The sequence below is a fragment of the Bacillus sp. FSL L8-0167 genome (assembly GCF_038630295.1).
Taxonomy (GTDB): domain Bacteria; phylum Bacillota; class Bacilli; order Bacillales; family Bacillaceae; genus Bacillus; species Bacillus safensis.
The window spans coordinates 1,646,882-1,665,633 of the sequence record NZ_CP152027.1 but is presented as its reverse complement, the minus strand read 5'-3'; the positions used below and the strand labels follow the sequence as shown (position 1 = coordinate 1,665,633).

The 18,752-nt window shown below is 41.0% G+C and carries 14 protein-coding genes; 2 read left to right on the top strand and 12 right to left on the bottom strand.

All coding sequences use genetic code 11. The features are described from left to right. Positions 1-266 precede the first annotated feature (266 nt). Positions 267-671, top strand: coding sequence for a hypothetical protein (locus MHB66_RS08400; protein ID WP_046311039.1), 405 nt, complete (start codon positions 267-269; stop codon positions 669-671). 123 nt (positions 672-794) lie between these two features. Beyond that, positions 795-1,319 (top strand): biofilm surface layer hydrophobin BslA, encoded by a 525-nt coding sequence (gene bslA / locus MHB66_RS08395; protein ID WP_024424102.1) that lies wholly within the window; start codon positions 795-797, stop codon positions 1,317-1,319. A gap of 36 nt (positions 1,320-1,355) precedes the next feature. Here bslA and mutL read toward each other — a convergent pair whose 3' ends face one another. The 12 genes from mutL to rny form a co-directional block, all read right to left on the bottom strand. Next, complete coding sequence (gene mutL, locus MHB66_RS08390) at positions 1,356-3,257, bottom strand: DNA mismatch repair endonuclease MutL (protein WP_046311036.1); 1,902 nt, start codon at positions 3,255-3,257, stop codon at positions 1,356-1,358. Between the two features lie 21 nt (positions 3,258-3,278). Beyond that, on the bottom strand, positions 3,279-5,855 hold the full coding sequence (gene mutS / locus MHB66_RS08385) for a DNA mismatch repair protein MutS (RefSeq protein ID WP_046311034.1): 2,577 nt from the start codon (positions 5,853-5,855) through the stop codon (positions 3,279-3,281). A 124-nt stretch (positions 5,856-5,979) separates the two neighbouring features. Then, positions 5,980-6,525, bottom strand: coding sequence for an outer spore coat protein CotE (gene cotE / locus MHB66_RS08380; RefSeq protein WP_034281908.1), 546 nt, complete (start codon positions 6,523-6,525; stop codon positions 5,980-5,982). Positions 6,526-6,780: 255 nt separating this feature from the next. After that, positions 6,781-7,215: a RicAFT regulatory complex protein RicA family protein gene (locus tag MHB66_RS08375; protein ID WP_008358013.1), complete on the bottom strand. Its 435-nt coding sequence runs from the start codon at positions 7,213-7,215 to the stop codon at positions 6,781-6,783. Position 7,216: 1 nt separating this feature from the next. Beyond that, positions 7,217-8,743 (bottom strand): tRNA (N6-isopentenyl adenosine(37)-C2)-methylthiotransferase MiaB, encoded by a 1,527-nt coding sequence (gene miaB / locus MHB66_RS08370; protein WP_034281907.1) that lies wholly within the window; start codon positions 8,741-8,743, stop codon positions 7,217-7,219. Positions 8,744-8,832: 89 nt separating this feature from the next. Continuing rightward, on the bottom strand, positions 8,833-9,948 hold the full coding sequence (locus tag MHB66_RS08365; RefSeq protein WP_235362218.1) for a DUF3578 domain-containing protein: 1,116 nt from the start codon (positions 9,946-9,948) through the stop codon (positions 8,833-8,835). 104 nt (positions 9,949-10,052) lie between these two features. Further along, complete coding sequence (locus tag MHB66_RS08360) at positions 10,053-11,231, bottom strand: glycine C-acetyltransferase (protein WP_046311030.1); 1,179 nt, start codon at positions 11,229-11,231, stop codon at positions 10,053-10,055. Continuing rightward, on the bottom strand, positions 11,231-12,295 hold the full coding sequence (gene tdh, locus MHB66_RS08355; protein ID WP_046311028.1) for an L-threonine 3-dehydrogenase: 1,065 nt from the start codon (positions 12,293-12,295) through the stop codon (positions 11,231-11,233). Before tdh ends, MHB66_RS08360 begins: the two co-directional genes overlap by 1 nt. Positions 12,296-12,470: 175 nt before the next feature. Continuing rightward, positions 12,471-15,515 (bottom strand): efflux RND transporter permease subunit, encoded by a 3,045-nt coding sequence (locus tag MHB66_RS08350; RefSeq protein WP_046311026.1) that lies wholly within the window; start codon positions 15,513-15,515, stop codon positions 12,471-12,473. A gap of 202 nt (positions 15,516-15,717) precedes the next feature. Further along, complete coding sequence (gene spoVS / locus MHB66_RS08345) at positions 15,718-15,978, bottom strand: stage V sporulation protein SpoVS (RefSeq protein ID WP_003211281.1); 261 nt, start codon at positions 15,976-15,978, stop codon at positions 15,718-15,720. A gap of 202 nt (positions 15,979-16,180) precedes the next feature. Continuing rightward, a complete protein-coding gene (locus tag MHB66_RS08340) occupies positions 16,181-16,975 on the bottom strand; it encodes a TIGR00282 family metallophosphoesterase (RefSeq protein WP_024424109.1) in 795 nt (264 codons plus the stop codon). A gap of 90 nt (positions 16,976-17,065) precedes the next feature. Continuing rightward, positions 17,066-18,628, bottom strand: coding sequence for a ribonuclease Y (gene rny, locus MHB66_RS08335; RefSeq protein ID WP_003211958.1), 1,563 nt, complete (start codon positions 18,626-18,628; stop codon positions 17,066-17,068). Positions 18,629-18,752: the final 124 nt, after the last annotated feature.

The window sequence follows — 18,752 nt, the reverse complement described above, 5'->3', positions numbered from 1 at the left end:
TTTTGTCATAAAAAAGATAAATGGTTTGAGAGCGATTTTTGGGATACCTCTCGAAGCTACGATCCCTGTTATTTTCCTAAAAGTGTCTGCAGCAGATGTAAAAAGCGTCGCAGAAGAAGACACAGCTACACAATTTAAGGCTTGACGCTTTACCTGCTTTTCCTTTTCCCGGCTGAAAGGCCGGTTTTTTTCTTTTATATGGATAGGCTCATGAAGCAGATCTGTCTCATAGGATATGGCAACCTGACATAAAGGATGAGATATACATGAACGATATGAACAGCCAAATGAATCATTATCACCAAGAAAATCCCTATCACACATTTGAAAATGTGTATACAGCCAATCATGAGCATATGGTCGCGCCAAACATGCATGATCATATGAATATGCCAAACCATTATCATAGCGGCAAAAAAGATGTGTATAACGCGCACCATCCACATCATCATTCAGTTTATTCACCGTTTCCAAATCAGCATGATACCTTTTCAAAGCATGTTCCAATGAAGGACCATCATCATCTAGGCCATTATGGTGGATACGGGATGATGCCACATCATCCATATGGTTATCAAGATATGCATATGATGATGCCAACAAACCAGCAAATGCCAGGCCATTATTACGGAATGAATCAACCAAATGCGCTTTTTCCCCGCCATTACTAAAGGATGACAAAATAAGGGTATAATATCCCATTTAATACCATATGGTAATATGGTAACATTATAGGTAAATAATGGGTGTTGTCATCTATTATTTACCTATATTCAACAAGGGGGAAGGAAAAAATGAAAAAAACGTGGACGATTCTTATGATGGGGATGCTCACATTGGTTATGGCACTGTCAGTACCGCTTTCTGCATCTGCTGAGGAAGCCGGCAAAGCAACAACCAATGCAAAACCAGCTGCACTTTACGCAAAAATTACAGGAGCAAGTAAGCAGGAATGGTCTTTTTCTGACATTGAGCTGACGTACAGCCCAAATTCTGTTCTAAGTCTTGGTGCGGTTGAGTTCACTCTGCCAAAGGGTTTCCAAGCAACAACTAAAGACATTATGAACGGTAAAGCATTAAAAGACAGCTACATTTTGAACAACGGACAAACCGTTCGTATCCCGCTCAGATTGGATTTACTTGGAATTTCCAAATATACATTAAAGCTTTCACATAAAGTACTTCCTGCTGCAGGTACATATACGTTCCGTGCAGAAAATCGAGCCATCAGCATCGGTTCCACATTTTATGCAGAAGATACGATTGATATTAATACACGACCAGTTGTGGTCACACCGCCAGATCCTTGCGGATGCTAAATAAAAAAGCGCTCTGATTAGAGCGCTTTTTTTATATCACATCACCCGTTTAAACATCTTCTCCATTTCATAAGTGGAGTGATGAATGATGATCGGCCGGCCGTGCGGACAGGTGAATGGGTCCTTCGTTTGTCGAAGTTCATCTAATAAGGCTTTGATTTCATCATGACGCAAATGACGATTTGCTTTGATTGAGCCTTTACAGCTCATCATAATCGCCGCTTCTTCTCTCAGTTTCTTGATATCAACACGTTTTTCATTAAGCACTTGCTCTATAATCTCTTCGATCAGTTCAGCCTCTTCACCTTTTGGAAACCACTGCGGATGCGACCGAACGATGTAGCTACCTGAACCAAAGGGCTCTAAGAAGACCCCCACTTTCGCTAGAATATCCTTATGCTCTTCAATGATCAGCATATCGTTTTTAGAGTAGTGAAATGTTAAGGGGACGAGCATTTCTTGCACTTCCTGCTTGATCTCTCCCACCTTCTCACGATAATACTCATACTTGATTCGCTCTTGAGCCGCATGCTGGTCGATGATATAAAGACCTCGTTCATTTTGAGCCAAAATATATGTGCCGTGCATTTGTCCAATTGGATACATCACAGGGACGCGCTCATTTTCAGGAATTGTTTCTGTCACTTCTTCGTGCAGTACCGTCTCTTCATATTCAAGTGAAGCGGCGGATTCCTCTAAATGAACACGCTCAGATGAGGCTTCTTCATAACATACTGGTGATGATGCTTCTGTCTTCTCTTGTTTAGGCATTCCGTATGCATCGGTATGACTTGTCTCGTATACGATCGATTCGAGCGGCTCCGGCTGATAAGTTAGCGGTGTTTCCGCTGGGCTTGATTTCCTTTGTTTCGCATCGAAGGTTAAGGATTGCTGCTCATTTTTCACAGCTGGCATTGGTGCTTTTTTTGGTGCTGAAGCACTTGGAATGAGCTGCTGCTTTTGAAATACTTCCTTAATTCCTTGTTTAATCAGCTCATGAAGTTCCTGTTCTTTACTTAGCCGCACTTCTAGCTTCGATGGATGAACGTTCACGTCCACTAGAATGGGATCCATCTTCATCTCAATAAATGTAATTGGATGGCGGCCAATCGGAAGCAGCGTGTGATACCCTTCATGGATGGCTTTCACGAGCGGAAAATGTTTGACATATCGGCCGTTTACAACAGAAGACATATAATTCCGTGATGCCCTCGTCACTTCTGGTAAGGAAATATATCCTTTCACTTCAAAATCAAGTGATTGTACGTGAAGCGGCAGCATTTTTTTAGCCACAGCTGTCCCGTAAATGGCCGCAAGTACATGACGCACATCTCCGTTTCCATTTGTCTGTAGCAGAACTTTCCCTTGATGACGCAAACGGATCGATACTTCGGGATGAGCTAGTGCAATTCGATTGACCACATCCGATATATTGCCAAGTTCCGTATGAACGGTTTTCATGTATTTTAGGCGGGCTGGCGTATTGTAAAATAAATTGGTGACCACAATCTCGGTGCCGCGGCGGCCAGAGGTTTTTTTCTCTGAAATAATCTTCCCGCCTTGCAAAGCTAAGTGTGTCCCAGCTCCTTCGCCAGTACTTGTTTTCATTTCTAGATGAGAGACGGATGCAATACTTGGCAGCGCCTCTCCTCTGAATCCGAGCGTTCTAACACGAAACAGATCATTTTCATCTTTGATTTTACTCGTTGCATGGCGCTGGAAGGCGAGCTTACAATCTTCAGCATCGATTCCAACACCATTATCAATAATCCTGATAGAAGAAAGACCTGCTTCTTCTACATCGATTTCAATGACTGTACTTTTTGCATCGATCGCATTTTCCACAAGCTCCTTTACAACAGAAGCCGGACGCTCAACCACTTCACCTGCAGCAATTTTATTGGATAGGTCATCGGATAACTGAATAATTTTTGCCATTTCTGCTCACCTCACCTTACATTATAATTTCTTTTGCAATTCATATAGCTTTGTCATGGCGTCAAGCGGCGTCATATCCATTAGGTTGAATGACTTTAATTCGTCGATGACCGCTTGATCCTTCTGTTTTAGGGCAGCTTTGGGCTGCGGTTTTTCTTCTACTTCAAAGAAAGATAGCTGCTGTTTTTCTTCAGCCTTTTCTGCTTTTGGTGCTGCAGATACGGTTGGGGTCACGTCATGTGATCCGCTCTCAAGCTCCGTTAAAATAGTCTGGGCTCTATTAATGATGGCATCAGGCAATTCCGCAAGCTGCGCTACATGAATACCATAGCTTTTATCAGCTGCACCTTCTTTGATTTGATGTAAGAAAACGACCGTGCCTTCATGCTCTTCAGCTCGCACATGAACATTTTTCAGCTCGCTTAATTGGGATTCAAGGACAGTGAGCTCATGGTAATGTGTAGAAAATAGGGTTTTGGCCCCAATATGATCATGAACAAATTCAATGATCGCCTGCGCAAGAGCCATTCCATCATAAGTGCTTGTCCCGCGTCCAATTTCATCAAATAAAATCAAGCTGTTTTTCGTAGCGTGCACCATCGCATTTTTTGCTTCGAGCATCTCTACCATAAAAGTACTTTGACCAGAAATCAAATCATCTGCTGCACCAATACGTGTAAAGATTTGATCGAAGATTGGAAGCGTCGCCTTTGACGCAGGTACGAAGCAGCCAATCTGCGCAAGAATCGAGATGAGCGCCATTTGTCTCATATACGTACTTTTCCCTGACATATTCGGTCCAGTGATGAGTAAGGTTTGTCTGCCTTTTCCCATATAGCAGTCATTCGGTACATATTCCTGGTGATCCAGCACTTTTTCAACGACAGGGTGACGGCCATCTTTGACATCCACGTCATCCTCTGAGAATTCCGGCCGGATATAACGGCGCTTTTCACTGACAGTCGCAAAGCATTGAAGCGCATCAAGCTCGCTCATTTGTTTTGCAAGCAGCTGTAATCTAGGAATATAGCCTTTTACTTGCTCCCTAAGAGCTGTAAATAGTTCATATTCCAATTCGTTAATATTTGATTCTGCTTCAAGAATCAGTGCTTCTTTTTCTTTTAATTCAGGTGTGATATACCGCTCTGCATTGGCAAGCGTTTGTTTTCTTTCGTAACGCCCCTCCTCCAGCAGATGTGTATTTGCGCGTGTCACTTCGATATAATAACCAAACACTTTATTAAACCCGACTTTTAAGGAGCGAATACCGGTATATTCTCTTTCCTGCTGTTCAAGCCGTGCAATCCAGTCCTTTCCGTTTCGGCTGGCATCACGGTATTCATCTAATTTTGCATTGTACCCATCTTTAATCAAATTGCCTTCTTTTATCGTCATCGGCGGATTTTCATGAAGTGCATCTTCTAATAAATCAAGGAGGTCACCACAAGGATCAATCTCATTCGCTCTTGATTTCGCCATTTCCTCTGGTAATGAATGAACGAGTTGTTTAATATCCGGTACTTGTTTTAAGGATTCTTTGAGCTGGATGAGATCACGGGCATTCACGTTGCCAAATGCCACGCGGCCCGCTAAACGCTCAAGATCATATACTTGCTTTAATCGTTCGCGCAGATCCTCTCGCTCAAAGAAATGATCCATCAGAATCTGCACCATTTCCTGACGCTCGTTAATTTGCGAAAGGCGAATGAGCGGCCGGTCGATCCATTGTTTGAGCAGTCTGCCGCCCATCGCTGTTTTTGTTTCATCTAACAGCCATAATAAAGAGCCTTTTTTGCTTTTTGAACGAATCGTTTCTGTTAATTCAAGGTTTCGTTTTGAGTAAAGATCGATTTTCATCGTTTGTTCAAGCTCAAATACTTGAACTTTCTGAAGATGGTCCAAGCTTCTTTTTTGCGTCCTTCTTAAATAGGCATATAGTGTTAAAAATGCTGTTTTTAACTTTTCATCAAGATGGGAAATGAGCTGTTCAGCTTCATCTAATAATTCATCACTATCTTCGTATGAAATGGTCGCTTGGCAGCGTTCTTTAAGGGTTTTGATTGTTTCCTCATCCAGCTGCTTTGACACCACAATTTCTTTTGCACCAACAGAATAAATTTCTGATACGACTTCATCTAATCGATCGATGAATGCCGCCATGTTTTCACCTGTTGATAAATCTGACAGCGCAAGACCGTACCCATTTTGAAAGCTGGTAACAGACGCAATAAAGTTGTTCTCGTTTTCACTTAAACCTTTACCATCCATGACGGTTCCTGGTGTAATCAGTTGAACGACTTCCCTTTTGACTACACCTTTTGCCGTTTTAGGGTCTTCCACCTGCTCACAAATGGCGACCTTGTAGCCTTTTGAAATCAACTGTTCTATGTATGCAGACGCAGAATGATAAGGAACGCCGCACATTGGAATTGTGCCGCCGTCTCTGCTTGTTAACGTAATTTCTAGTTCTTGCGCGGCTTCCTTTGCATCATCAAAAAACATCTCATAAAAATCGCCTAGGCGAAAAAATAAAAAGGCATCTTGATAATCTGCCTTGATCTTTAAATATTGCTGTATCATGGGCGTATAACTTGCCATATTTCTAATCCCTCACTATATTACTTTCGAATTCATACCATCTTCAATTATAGCATAAAAAATCACCTTTTTTCTCCTAGATCAGGCACAAAAAAACTAGGGGGATATGCGCCCTAGTCAATCATTACTCTTCTGGCTCACCTGCTAGGAATTCTGGATGAATATCCTCTAACTCCTCATCCACTTCTTCTTCCCACTCGTGATCATCTTTTTCTTTCCAGCTTGAATTGACCTCTACGACAATTTTTGTTTCACCGACTACCTCAGCAATGAATTCACGCTCTGCCTGAACGATAATTTTATTGCCATTTGGAGAAATGGTCACTTCTAAGCAATTGGGCTGCTGCAATACTTTCGCAATTACTTCGTGCTCATCATCAAGGAAATTCTTATCTTTATATCTCAGTTTAATGATGTCTACATACTTCACACGCTCTGTGACGACTTCTGTTTTCGTGTTGTCGGCGTAAGAGTACCATACGTTAATATCAAATGTTCCTTCGATCTCAACGGTTTTACCGACCTTTTCAGCATCATACTTATGATTAATGATCCAACCACCTAGGATGCTGGTTGGTTTTTGCGATGGAGAAATGGTGTGTGTGCTTTGGGTGAATTTCCTCCCTTTTGCAACCACCGCTTTTGTAATAATTTCTCTGTATTCAGACATTCCGGCATGCCTCCTTGTTCTTGATCGTTTTATCTTATGCTGGGCATTCGTCTAGTGTGTCACGATTTTGAACTTCATGTTCAATTAAATTCATTTCTGTTTCAGTGTATGCATGGTCGCCCATAAACTTGCCTTGAAAATTGGAAAAGTTGGAGAGTGAGAGGTTTGGAGACGATGAAGCATGAAAAAGAATGGATAGTGCTTTTCAAAAAATGTTAATATGAAAGCAAAAAACCCCGCATCTGCGGGGTTTTCTCATTTAATGGAGCAACTTGGTGATGAGTTTTTCACTTTTGAACCGGTTTCTCCTAATAAGAGGTCACCGCCGGTTGAAAGAATGATTTCATCTGTTACTTGATTCGAAATCGTGTGCGCTACAAGCTGAAGCAGGGAATTGACTTCCATTTGTGATTCTTTGAATTCTTGAATCACTGGGATGTCATCAAGTTCTTCTTGCAGGGCATCGATTTTTTCTTCGACTTGCTTTAAGGCTTCATGTTTGCCGTAATGCTTTAAGTTCACAGCTTGTTTTTGAAGCGCCTTAATTTGATTAATGATCGTTGAAATTTTTGTATTTTCATTGATTTGCGCTTCTGCTTTTTTGAAGAAATCAACTTCTTCCGTTTCAGAAATCATTTTAGCGAGCTCTCTTGCGCGCTCGACAATCTCTTTCTTTGAATAAAGTGTCATTTTAATTCACCTCGATAGCTTCTCCAACCATTTCTCCGTCAAGAGACCAAGTTTTGGCTTGTGTGATTTTCACTTTGACGATGTTGCCAATCGCTTCTTTTGGTGCTTTAAAATTCACAAGCTTGCTTTTACTTGTATATCCGGCTAGGATCTCAGGGTTGTTTTTACTTTCACCCTCTACTAATACTTCGACAATCTGCCCTTCATATTCCTTCATTTTTTTCGCAGAAATTTCATTCACAAGTGCATTTAGGCGCTGCAGACGTTCTTTTTTCACACGCATTGGCACGTTGTCTTTCATTTTCGCTGCAGGCGTTCCTTCTCTTGGAGAATAAATGAATGTATAAGCAGCATCAAACTCCACCTCGCGATAGAGGGAAAGTGTTTCTTCAAACTGCTCATCTGTTTCATTTGGGAACCCAACAATAATGTCCGTTGTTAATGAAGCATTCGGCATAGCTTCTTTGATTTTGCGCACAAGATCAAGGTAACGCTCACGGTCATATTTTCTCGCCATAAGCTTCAGCACAGAAGAACTTCCGGATTGAACTGGCAGATGAATATGATCGAGAAGGTTTCCGCCCTTGGCTAAGACTTCAATTAAGTGATCATCAAAATCACGCGGGTGACTTGTTGTAAAACGGATACGCGGAATATCAATTTTTCGCAGCTCATCCATCAGGTGGCCAAGACCATATTCCATATCTTCAAAATCTTTTCCATATGCATTCACGTTTTGACCAAGAAGGGTAATTTCCTTATATCCTTCTGCCGCTAAACGTCTGACCTCTTGAATAATTTCATCTGGGCGGCGGCTTCTTTCCTTGCCGCGCGTGTAAGGCACGATACAGTATGTACAGAATTTATCACAGCCGTACATAATGTTCACCCAGCCCTTGATTTTACCTTGACGGGCTCTTGGAAGGTTCTCAATCACGTCGCCTTCTTTTGACCAAACCTCAATGACCATTTCTTTTGAAAGGTAGCATTCAGATAACAGCTCTGGCAGGCGGTGAATGTTGTGCGTGCCGAAAATCAAGTCAACAAATGGGTGTTTCTTCAAAATACGGCTCACGACAGATTCTTCTTGTGACATACATCCGCAGACACCTAAAATTAAATCTGGCTTTTCACGTTTTAATGCTTTTAAATGACCAAGCTCTCCAAACACTTTATTTTCTGCATTCTCACGAATAGCACAAGTGTTTAATAAGATGACATTTGCATCTTCCGTTGAGTTTGTTGGTTCATAGCCAAGCGCCATAAAAATACCAGCCATCACTTCTGTGTCATGCTCATTCATTTGACAGCCATATGTGCGAATATAAAACTTGCGGCCGTTTCCTAACCCTTGAAACTGCTCGTCAATTTGAAATTGATTGTATTCAACTTCTTCTTTACCCCGTTTTTTTGCATCTTTTAAGGAAGGCGGAATGTACACAGCTTCAAAATATTTGCTGTAGTCCTTCTCGGATTTTTTGTCCGATGAACTTACTTGTCCGCTCGCTTTTCTCTGCTCTTCATTCATGAATTTGTACTCCTTTCAAACCAAGTTCCACCCTACAGTATAGACTATTTTGTGATGAATTGAAAATAAATCATATGTGTCATCACTTTTCAATCCACCCGGATTCTGCATGAGTATTGAATAGGTTTTAACAGTATGTTATCTTTCTCCAAAGGATTTTGTATTTCTTTTACAATCTTCATTTGCTTTGTACCGACACTCTCAACTAAAGTAATCACATACGCTTCTTTTTCCTCTTCTGCTACCATTCTTTCTTGTTCAGATAAGAAGAAAGGAAAGTCTTGATGAGCAAGTTTAGAACCCTTTACCTCTATAAGTTTTTCTTTTCCATCAGGGTAATAAGATTTGATATCAAATCCATGACCATCCTCCGTCTCGGCTAACCAATTGACATTTTTCGCTAATTGCTCCTGACCCGCTGCTTTTAATTGCTCTACTTCCATATCATAAACAAATTTCTCTGCTATTCGACCTGTCTCTTCATTTTGCTTGGCTCTTTCTTCTCTTAATTGCTTATAAACGTCTCTATGGATGATTCTTTTTCGTTTTATACTCTTATTAATCTTTGTGTCCATATGAAGATCCGGATTCGAATATATTTCGAAAATAAAATCATAAAAAAATTCATTTAAGTTATATATGTCCTTTAAAAATTCGTATTGATTAAATGTATCAATATTATACCTTTTAAATACCAAAGAACCTGCTGCATATTTTTTAGGTCTATCAGATTCTCCTAAGTAAAAATCACCTATTTCAAATCCTTTTAAATTAGGACTATTCATCAATTGAGGTTTTAGTCGTTCTCGCCAAACACTCGCTTCATATTCAATCTTTTTGAGAGATAGATTTTCAGTACCTAAACCAATCGATAAATAAAAGTCTTTGCCATTATTAGCGAATAAAATGACTATATATAATCCTTTTTGTGTTGTTGTTTTATTTGTTTTTTGATTCTTTGTTAAGAGCTGGTCTAGAAACGCTATCCAAATAGACTCTGAAACTTTTCCATTTCCTGTAGATGCTTTAATATCGATTCTATCCAAATTTTTCATATGACGTTTTTCTAATTCATTTTGAATTTTGTTTGGTATCTCTTTATTAAACATTTTGTGAAAAGGGTGATTCTTATCTGTTATTACATTGCTCTTATAATCTAAATATTGCTTATAAAAATCTTCTTTATTAAATAACATTTGTCTCATCACTTACCCCAATAGATCTTTTTACATACATTATACATAACAAACGGTAGATTTGATGAAAATTGGAAAGAATATCGTCAAAAAAAAAGAGAGCCTGCGCTCTCTCAATCAAGTATGTTTAGTTTTTTTGCTTCTTCTTCAATGATTGTCAGTGCCCGGTCTAGTTCTTCTTTTGTGTGCTCGGCTGTGATGATGGCTCTAATTCTTGCCTTGCCTTTTGCTACAGTTGGGAAGGCGATGCCTTGGGCAAACACGCCTCGTTCTATTAAAGCCTTTGAGAAACGAAAAGTAAGTGCTTCGTCTCCAATCATGATTGGGATAATCGGTGTCTCTGTTGGAGCGACTTGAAATCCAAGGCTGATGACTTTTTCTTTAAAATAAACGGCGTTCTCCCAAAGTGTATCGATTCGCTTCGGTTCATCTAACAGCACTTCAATCGCTTCTTCACACGCTCTAGTCACAGCTGGCGGATGAGAGGTGCTGAATAAAAACGGTCTTGCTTTATGTTTTAGATAATCAATTAAAACCGCTGAACCAGCCACGTAGCCGCCGAGCACTCCGACAGCCTTGCTAAGTGTCCCGACCTGAATGTGCACTCTGCCGTCGAGTTTAAAATGGTTGACCGTCCCGCGGCCATTCTCGCCAAGCACGCCCGAGGCATGCGCATCGTCTACCATCACAAATGCATCATATGCTTCTGCGAGCCTGACGATCTCAGGAAGTGGCGCGATATCTCCATCCATCGAGAACACACCGTCTGTAACGATGAGGCGGACGCGGTAATTCATTGATTTCTTCAAAATCTTCTCCAGCTCTTCCATATTAGAATGACTGTATACTTTCTTATCTGCTTTGGTTAATCGGATTCCATCAATAATGGAGGCATGATTCAGTTCATCTGAAATGACAATATCATCTTTTGTCAGGATACTGGATAAGACCCCTTGGTTGGTCGTAAAGCCTGATTGGAACACAAGAGCAGCTTCTGTCTTTTTAAATGAAGCAAGCTTTTTTTCAAGGCGTTCATGCATTGTCATTGTGCCGGCGATGGTTCGTACAGATCCTGTACCCGCACCGAATTCATCAATCGCCTCTTTTGCTGCTTTCATCAGCCTTGGGTGCGAGGTGAGGCCTAAGTAGTTATTTGAGGAGAGTTGTATGACAGATTGTTCATTTAATGTAACAGTGGATGATTGTTTTGAGTCGATCTCTTTCAAAGTTTGGTGGGTGCCTTGCTGCTTCATTGTGTCCAATTCATCTTGTAAATACGTGAATTCTTTCATCATTTCTTCCCCCTTTGATATGATGGCATCATCAGTACGACTTTTCCGCACGTACCGCTTTGCATAAGTTCAAATCCCTTTTCGAACTCTTCAAATGGCAGTGTATGAGTGACAACTGGCTTTACATCAATGGTATTCGTTCTTAACAGCTCAGATACTTGACGCCACGTCTCAAACATTTTTCTCCCCGTGATCCCTTGCACGGTTAATCCCCTAAAAACAATTTGATTCGTAATATCAATTGTCACTGGTCGTTCTGGCAAGCTTAGTATATTGACTTTTCCTCCATTTGCACAAGCTTCGAGTGCTTGATTAATGGCAGCTGGATGACCTGACATCTCACACATCACTTCTGCCCCTTCCATCCGCGTGAGCTGCTTAATCATCGCGACTGGATCATCTTTTCCAATATCTACAATATGATCTGCACCCATTTTTCGGGCAAGATCGAGCCTGTATTCATTTTTATCAACAGCGAACACTTGAACAGCCCCGGAGGCTTTTGCGACAGCAATTGCCATTAAACCGATTGGTCCGCAGCCAAAAATCGCCACTGACTTACCTGAAACAGGTGTGTGCAGTACAGTATGAACAGCATTTCCTAGCGGCTCTTGTATAGAGGCAAGCTCAACCGGCATTTGGGCTGGATTGTGCCACACATTTTGTTCAGGTACTTTGACATATTCAGCAAAACAGCCATCAATGTCTACCCCTAAAATTTTCGTTTCACTGCACAAATGCTGCTGCCCTGTTAAGCACATATAACATTGATTACATACAACATGCGTCTCAGCCGATACAAAGTCCCCTACCTTTGCTCGTGAGACTTGCTTCCCCACTTTAACAACTTCCCCAGTAAATTCATGTCCAAAAATGTAGGGCGCTTTGACTCTTCCCTTAGCCCAGTCGTCCCAATTATAAATATGCACGTCTGTTCCGCATATCGAAGTGGCTTTCACTTGGATCAAAACTTCATGATTTTTGATTTCTGGAATCGGCATCTCCATCAACGCCGCTCCGTAAGCGCTTTCTTTTTTAACAATTGCTTTCATCGTTCCACACATGACGTACAACCCCTTTGTTAAAAAACTTCTCCCAATCAGATTTTAACACGACTTATTTTAGTCGTAAATACCACTGTCCACCAGATAAATACAAATGAACACCCCACATATTTTTTTGGATATTTTTCTAAAAAAAAAAGCAAATCTCCTTTCGATCGGAGATTTGCTTTCATCGTCAGCGTTTCTTTGAAACGGCAACATATAGGGCTGGCACAATGAATAATGTCAGAATTGTTGAGAAAAACACACCTGATACAATGCAGATTGCCAGCGGCTTAAAGAGTGGATCATGACTTAATGCAACAGGCATTAGTGCAACAAGTGCCGTAAATGCTGTTAAGAGAATCGGCTTAATCCTTGCTCTTCCTGCTTCAATGACAGCTGTCTGTTGATCAAACCCTTGCTTGCGCCGCTGCTCAATAAATTCGAAGAGGACGACCGCATTTCGGACGACAATACCAGCCAATGAGACAATTCCCATTGTTGCCATAAAGCTGAATGGTGTTTGTGTAACAAATAGTCCGATAATGGCTCCTGATACGGCTAAGTAAACCGTTCCTAGAACTAACAGCGGAAGCATCAATGAATTGAACTGGAATGCGATGGTCACATAAATGAGCAGCAAGACCACTGCAAATAAGAGACTAATTTCAATAAAGAACTGGGTCTGATTTTCATTTTCTCCACCTTGTGAAATGGTCAAATCCTTCGCTGCAGAACTTTTCCCTACTTGATTGACGACTTCTTTCATATCGTCTTTAAACGAATCTGATGCACCGGGATACGCCTTCAGCGTAATGGTCGGCACTTCATTTTCATGTGGAATGCTTTCGTACTGCTCTGTTTCTTTTTCTTTTACATATCGGCTAAGCGGCTCAAGTTGAGGCATACCGCCTTCATTTGTCTTCACAGGCACATTCATTTCTTTTAGCTTTAAACCATTTTGATGTGTGCCTGTATCCTGTTTCATCACTAAATCGATATCATTTGTTCCTTGTTGAAAGGTACCTAATGGAATCCCTTCTGTCACAAGACCAAGCTGTCTGCTGACAAATTGAGCACTGAGCCCATCCTCTGCCATTCGCTCGCGGTTTAATTCAAAGGAGATCGTTTTCACCGGCTGATTGACATCGTCCGTAATCAAGCTTGCCCCTTTGTCTTTCATTTCATTTGTCAGCGTTTCTTTGACATCAATGAGCTTTGAAAAAGATTCACCCGCAACCGTTACTGTCACTGGTGCTCCAGCTGGCGGCCCTTGAACAATGGTTTTCATAAAAATTTCTGCCTCATTGAATTTCTCTCGCAAAGGCTCAGTCATACGATCTATCAATGCCTTACTAGTTATCTGATCATTGTCTACTCTCACGACAACCTGACCCGTATGGTCACTTGCATTTGAAATACTTTCATTAAACAGGTTCGGCACACCGCCGCCTGCAAAAATCGCCGTTTCTTCAATGCCTTTTTGCCGTTTGATCTCTTGTTCTATTTTCTTTAGTGTTTCATTTGTTTTGTCTAGTGTTGTTTCACTTGGAAGTGTGACAGTGACGACCACTTCTTTCTTATTCGCCGCAGGGAAAAATTCAAATGGTGTGACGAAAATAAGTAAAAAAGCAAGCGTTGCAACGAGCAAACCACTTAGTCCAATAACGAGCGGCCGCTTCACAATGTTTATCAGCACACGGTCTGCATAGAAATCAGCCAGCCTTTTTAATGGTTTCCCTAGGAATCCCGGCTCTTTTTGACTGTTTTTGTTCTTTCTTTTCCGGTTCACAGTATATTGATAGACCGGTACAAGTGTCAGAGAAATCACCATGGATGCAAGCACGGTCGTAACTAGAACAGACGGTAATGCCCGAATAAATGAACCGTTTGCACCTGATAGGAAAACAAGCGGCAGGAAGGCAAATACAACAGCTAGTGTTGATGTCAAAATGGATCCTGCGACTTCTTTCACTCCTGCAATTGTTCCTTTAAGCGGACTTTCGTATTTTTTCATTTGTCTTAAAATATTATCATTGACGACAATGGCATCATCGACAAGTATCCCTAAGGCAATAATAAAGCCGATGATCGAAATTTGATTGAGGTCCACTTGTAAAAATGGCAGTGGAATCGTTCCAATTGTAATCGATAGCGGAATGGCTAGTGAAACGATAAACGCCCCGCCAATCGTGAGTCCAAGTGTGGTAACAATTATGACAGCAATGACCGCAACAATGGCTTCTTTTATTAAATCATTGAAAATGGTATCCACTTCACTTTTTTGTGAATAGTAGTCTACCCACTCCACCCCATTTGGCAGCTGCTTTTCTTTCTCAATGACATCACTGACTTTGTCATACATTTTAGGAATATCAAGCCCTGGTTTAATATTCACAGTAAATGAATAAGCGGGCTTTCCGTTATACGACACAATATCACTTTTCTGTTTTTCTACTTCTTTTAAACTACCAAGCTGACTAATTGTGACCGGCTCTCTTTTCGTTTTAGAAAAAAGCTCAATCTTTTTAACCTGATCTAAGCGGTCATATGTATTGATGGACAGCTTCACCTTCTCTTTGCCTGCCCGAATATCGCCTAGTGGAGATGTGTCAAATTCCTGATTGATGGCATTTGTGACATCAGTTACATTGAGCCCTTCACCCTCCAGCTTGTTTGAATCTAAGTTTAATATCGCTTGTTTGTCATTGAAGCCTTTGATAACGACACTGTCTACCCCTTTGATGTCCTCCACTTTTTCCTTCAATGCACGCAGCGATTTCTGACTCTTTGCTAAGTCCGATGATTCACTCGACACAATCATATAAGAACCAACCGGCACGCTGCCAAATTCATCCTTTACTTCCGGCTCCATCACCCCATCAGGAAAAGACGACGCAGCACTTGTGGTTTCATTCTTAATTTGACTTGCCGTCTTTTGAAAGTCGGCTTGGTCCTCAATTTCAATCACAATATTTGAGAAACCAATGGCTGAAACCGAGCTCGTTTTCTCTACACCATTGATATCTGATAGAGCTGATTCCAGCTTATTGGTGACATCTCTTTCCACCTGTTTTGCATCTGCACCAGGAAAAACGGTAGAAATCGTGACGAGATTCGCCTCGAATTCTGGCAGTTCTCGTTTAGGAAGCTGCGCGAATAAATAGCCGCCAGCAATGAGAACGATAAAAAATAAAATAAAAACTAGCTTTCCTCTTTTCAAAAAAGCTTCGAACATTATTTCACCTACTTAAATATTTATTTTTGATGAAGTAAATTCAACTTAATCTTAATTTATCATCATGGTGAAAAAATGCAAGCTCTAATATGTCATTTTTATCTATTTCACGAACTGAATATGTTATATAAGAAATGTATAGCGGTAAACAAAAACAACCTGCTTACATGATGTAAGCAGGTTGAAAATAATAAAATTAGAATTATCGTGGCTCAACAATCAATTTGATGGCTGTTCTTTCTTCTCCATCGATCAGAATGTCAGTAAAGGCTGGAATGCATATCAAATCCACTCCGCTTGGCGCGACAAATCCCCTTGCAATGGCGACAGCCTTAACCGCCTGATTCAGTGCTCCAGCGCCGATTGCTTGTATTTCCGCTGCACCGCGTTCACGTAAAACGCCGGCTAATGCTCCTGCTACTGAATTCGGATTTGACTTTGCTGAAACTTTTAAAATTTCCATTTCTGCTCCCCCTTAAATTTACAATGGATAAGTGAGTGTTCATTAGAACAATCTTTGTTAGATGATGCTATTTTTTTGAAAATCCATCCCCAAAATGTTTTTCAAAAATAGCAGGCTACCTACCATTTTTACTATATTCACGATAGAGGGCGCATATTCCTTCTTTCTGATTAATATTTTTCTGAAATAAATATGTGAACATTTATTCAAAGAAAATATGGTCATCATTTATCAAAATTCGATCAATTTTGACAGCTTTTTTCGACTGTTCGTCAATTTCTACGATCACTGCACTTAACGTCGTGCGGCCTTCTGCAATTTCAAAACGAACTGGGAGACTTGTTTTGAATCGTTTAATGATCGTTTCTCGGTCAACACCTAAAATGCCATCATAAGGTCCTGTCATCCCGACATCTGAAATATACGCAGTTCCTTTAGGCAATACGCGGTTATCTGCTGTTTGAACATGTGTATGCGTTCCAACGACACATGATGCACGGCCGTCTGTATACCAGCCCATCGCCTGCTTTTCACTTGTGGCTTCACCATGAAAATCAATAAAAATAAACGGTGTCCGTTTGGATGCTTCCGCAATTAATTCATCTACTTTTTGAAATGGGCAGTCAATTGGCGGTAAAAACGTACGTCCTTGCAGGTTGATGACAGCCAATTCTTTTCCTTGTTTTTTAATAAAGGTGAGACCTTTTCCAGGTGTGCCTTCTGGGAAGTTAGCAGGCCGGACCATATTTGCTGCATCATCGATGAAATCGAAAATGTCTCTTTTATCCCATGTATGGTTACCCATTGTGAGCACATCAGCTCCTGCTTGCAGCAGCTCATGATAGATTTTTTCAGTTAGACCTTTCCCGTGAGCAGCATTTTCTCCGTTGACAATAGTAAAGTGCGGCTGATATTTTTTCTTCAGCTTTGGCAAGTATTCTTTCAGTGTGTCTCTGCCAGGTGAACCGACGATATCTCCAACAAATAATATTTTCATGCGCTTTTGAACCCTTTCTCTTTTAAATTGATCTTCTTATCAGTGTTGCATATTTACACAAAAAAATAAAGCGGCGCTAAGCGCACCGCTCTATTTTGCATACTCTACTGCGCGAGTTTCTCGAATGACTGTCACTTTAATGTGACCAGGGTAATCGAGCTCGTCCTCAATTCGCTTACGAATATCCCTTGCTAGACGGTGAGCTTCAAGATCATTAATTGAATCTGGCTTCACCATAATACGTACTTCACGTCCAGCCTGTATCGCAAACGATTTTTCAACACCTTCATAAGATTCAGAGATATCTTCTAATTTCTCAAGTCTCCGAATGTAATTTTCAAGTGTCTCACTTCTTGCACCAGGGCGTGCTGCAGATAATGCATCAGCTGCCGCAACAAGAACAGCGATAATAGATGTCGGTTCTTGGTCACCGTGGTGAGAGGCAATACTGTTGATGACAACAGGATGCTCTTTATATTTCGTCGCAAGCTCAACGCCAATTTCTACGTGGCTTCCTTCTACCTCATGATCAATGGCTTTTCCAATGTCATGCAGAAGACCTGCTCGTTTTGCAAGCTTTGCATCTTCTCCAAGCTCTGAAGCCATGAGACCTGCAAGATGTGCAACCTCAATTGAATGCTTCAGGACATTTTGTCCATAACTTGTACGGAATTTTAAGCGGCCGAGAATTTTGATCAGATCCGGATGCAGACCGTGAACTCCGACTTCGAATGTCGTTTGCTCACCCATCTCACGGATATAATCATCGACTTCACGGCGTGATTTTTCCACCATTTCTTCAATTCGTGCAGGATGAATGCGGCCATCCTGGACTAGCTTGTCCAGAGCTATCCTCGCTGTTTCACGTCTAATCGGATCAAAGCCCGATAGTATGACAGCTTCAGGTGTATCATCTATGATCAGGTCAATACCTGTTAACGTTTCTAACGTACGGATATTTCGTCCTTCACGTCCGATAATACGACCTTTCATCTCATCATTTGGAAGATTGACTACAGATACCGTTGTTTCAGCCACATGATCAGCTGCACAACGCTGTAACGCAAGTGAAAGAATGTTTTTCGCCTTTTTGTCAGCCTCTTCTTTCGCTCGGTTTTCAGATTCTTTCGTCATGACTGCAATGTCGTGGGAAAGCTCATTTTCAACTTGATCCAGAATGATTTGTTTCGCTTCATCTCGAGTTAGACTTGAAATACGTTCCAACTCGGCTTTCTGCAAACGAATCATATCATCCACTTTGCTTTCCATCTCTTCAATATGTTGTTGTCGTTCATTCAGAGAATGATCTCTCTTCTCCAACAGGGACTCCCGTTTATCTAAAGATTCGTCTTTGCGATCAAGATTTTCCTCTTTTTGAAGTAAACGGTTTTCTTGTCTTTGAAGCTCATTTCGTCTTTCACGAACTTCTTGCTCCGCCTCTACACGAAACGAATGAATTTCATCTTTCGCTTCCAAGAGCGCTTCTTTCTTCAATGCTTCCGCATCACGCTTTGCATCCTCAACAATTTGTTCGGCCATGTTTCTTGCGCCGGATATTTTTGCTTCTGCAATGGTTTTACGAACAAAGTAGCCAACAACTAAACAGATTAGGCTCAGCAAAATGGAGATGATCGTAAACATCGTAGGCGACATATTTTCACCTCCTCTTGCTATGAACTTGGTTTTACAAATAAAGTGTCGGCATGTACATTGTTTTGTGTCTCAACATACAGGGCCTTCACAGGGAATGAGATCCTCACTGCCCTTGTCAAGTTTA

Bases quoted from the DNA above. Each gene is read 5' to 3' on its own strand.
- MHB66_RS08400 (WP_046311039.1), top strand. From the start codon at position 267: ATGAACGATATGAACAGCCAAATGAATCATTATCACCAAGAAAATCCC.
- bslA (WP_024424102.1), top strand. From the start codon at position 795: ATGAAAAAAACGTGGACGATTCTTATGATGGGGATGCTCACATTGGTT.
- mutL (WP_046311036.1), bottom strand. From the start codon at position 3,257: ATGGCAAAAATTATTCAGTTATCCGATGACCTATCCAATAAAATTGCT.
- mutS (WP_046311034.1), bottom strand. From the start codon at position 5,855: ATGGCAAGTTATACGCCCATGATACAGCAATATTTAAAGATCAAGGCA.
- cotE (WP_034281908.1), bottom strand. From the start codon at position 6,525: ATGTCTGAATACAGAGAAATTATTACAAAAGCGGTGGTTGCAAAAGGG.
- MHB66_RS08375 (WP_008358013.1), bottom strand. From the start codon at position 7,215: ATGACACTTTATTCAAAGAAAGAGATTGTCGAGCGCGCAAGAGAGCTC.
- miaB (WP_034281907.1), bottom strand. From the start codon at position 8,743: ATGAATGAAGAGCAGAGAAAAGCGAGCGGACAAGTAAGTTCATCGGAC.
- MHB66_RS08365 (WP_235362218.1), bottom strand. From the start codon at position 9,948: ATGAGACAAATGTTATTTAATAAAGAAGATTTTTATAAGCAATATTTA.
- MHB66_RS08360 (WP_046311030.1), bottom strand. From the start codon at position 11,231: ATGAAAGAATTCACGTATTTACAAGATGAATTGGACACAATGAAGCAG.
- tdh (WP_046311028.1), bottom strand. From the start codon at position 12,295: ATGTGTGGAACGATGAAAGCAATTGTTAAAAAAGAAAGCGCTTACGGA.
- MHB66_RS08350 (WP_046311026.1), bottom strand. From the start codon at position 15,515: ATGTTCGAAGCTTTTTTGAAAAGAGGAAAGCTAGTTTTTATTTTATTT.
- spoVS (WP_003211281.1), bottom strand. From the start codon at position 15,978: ATGGAAATTTTAAAAGTTTCAGCAAAGTCAAATCCGAATTCAGTAGCA.
- MHB66_RS08340 (WP_024424109.1), bottom strand. From the start codon at position 16,975: ATGAAAATATTATTTGTTGGAGATATCGTCGGTTCACCTGGCAGAGAC.
- rny (WP_003211958.1), bottom strand. From the start codon at position 18,628: ATGTCGCCTACGATGTTTACGATCATCTCCATTTTGCTGAGCCTAATC.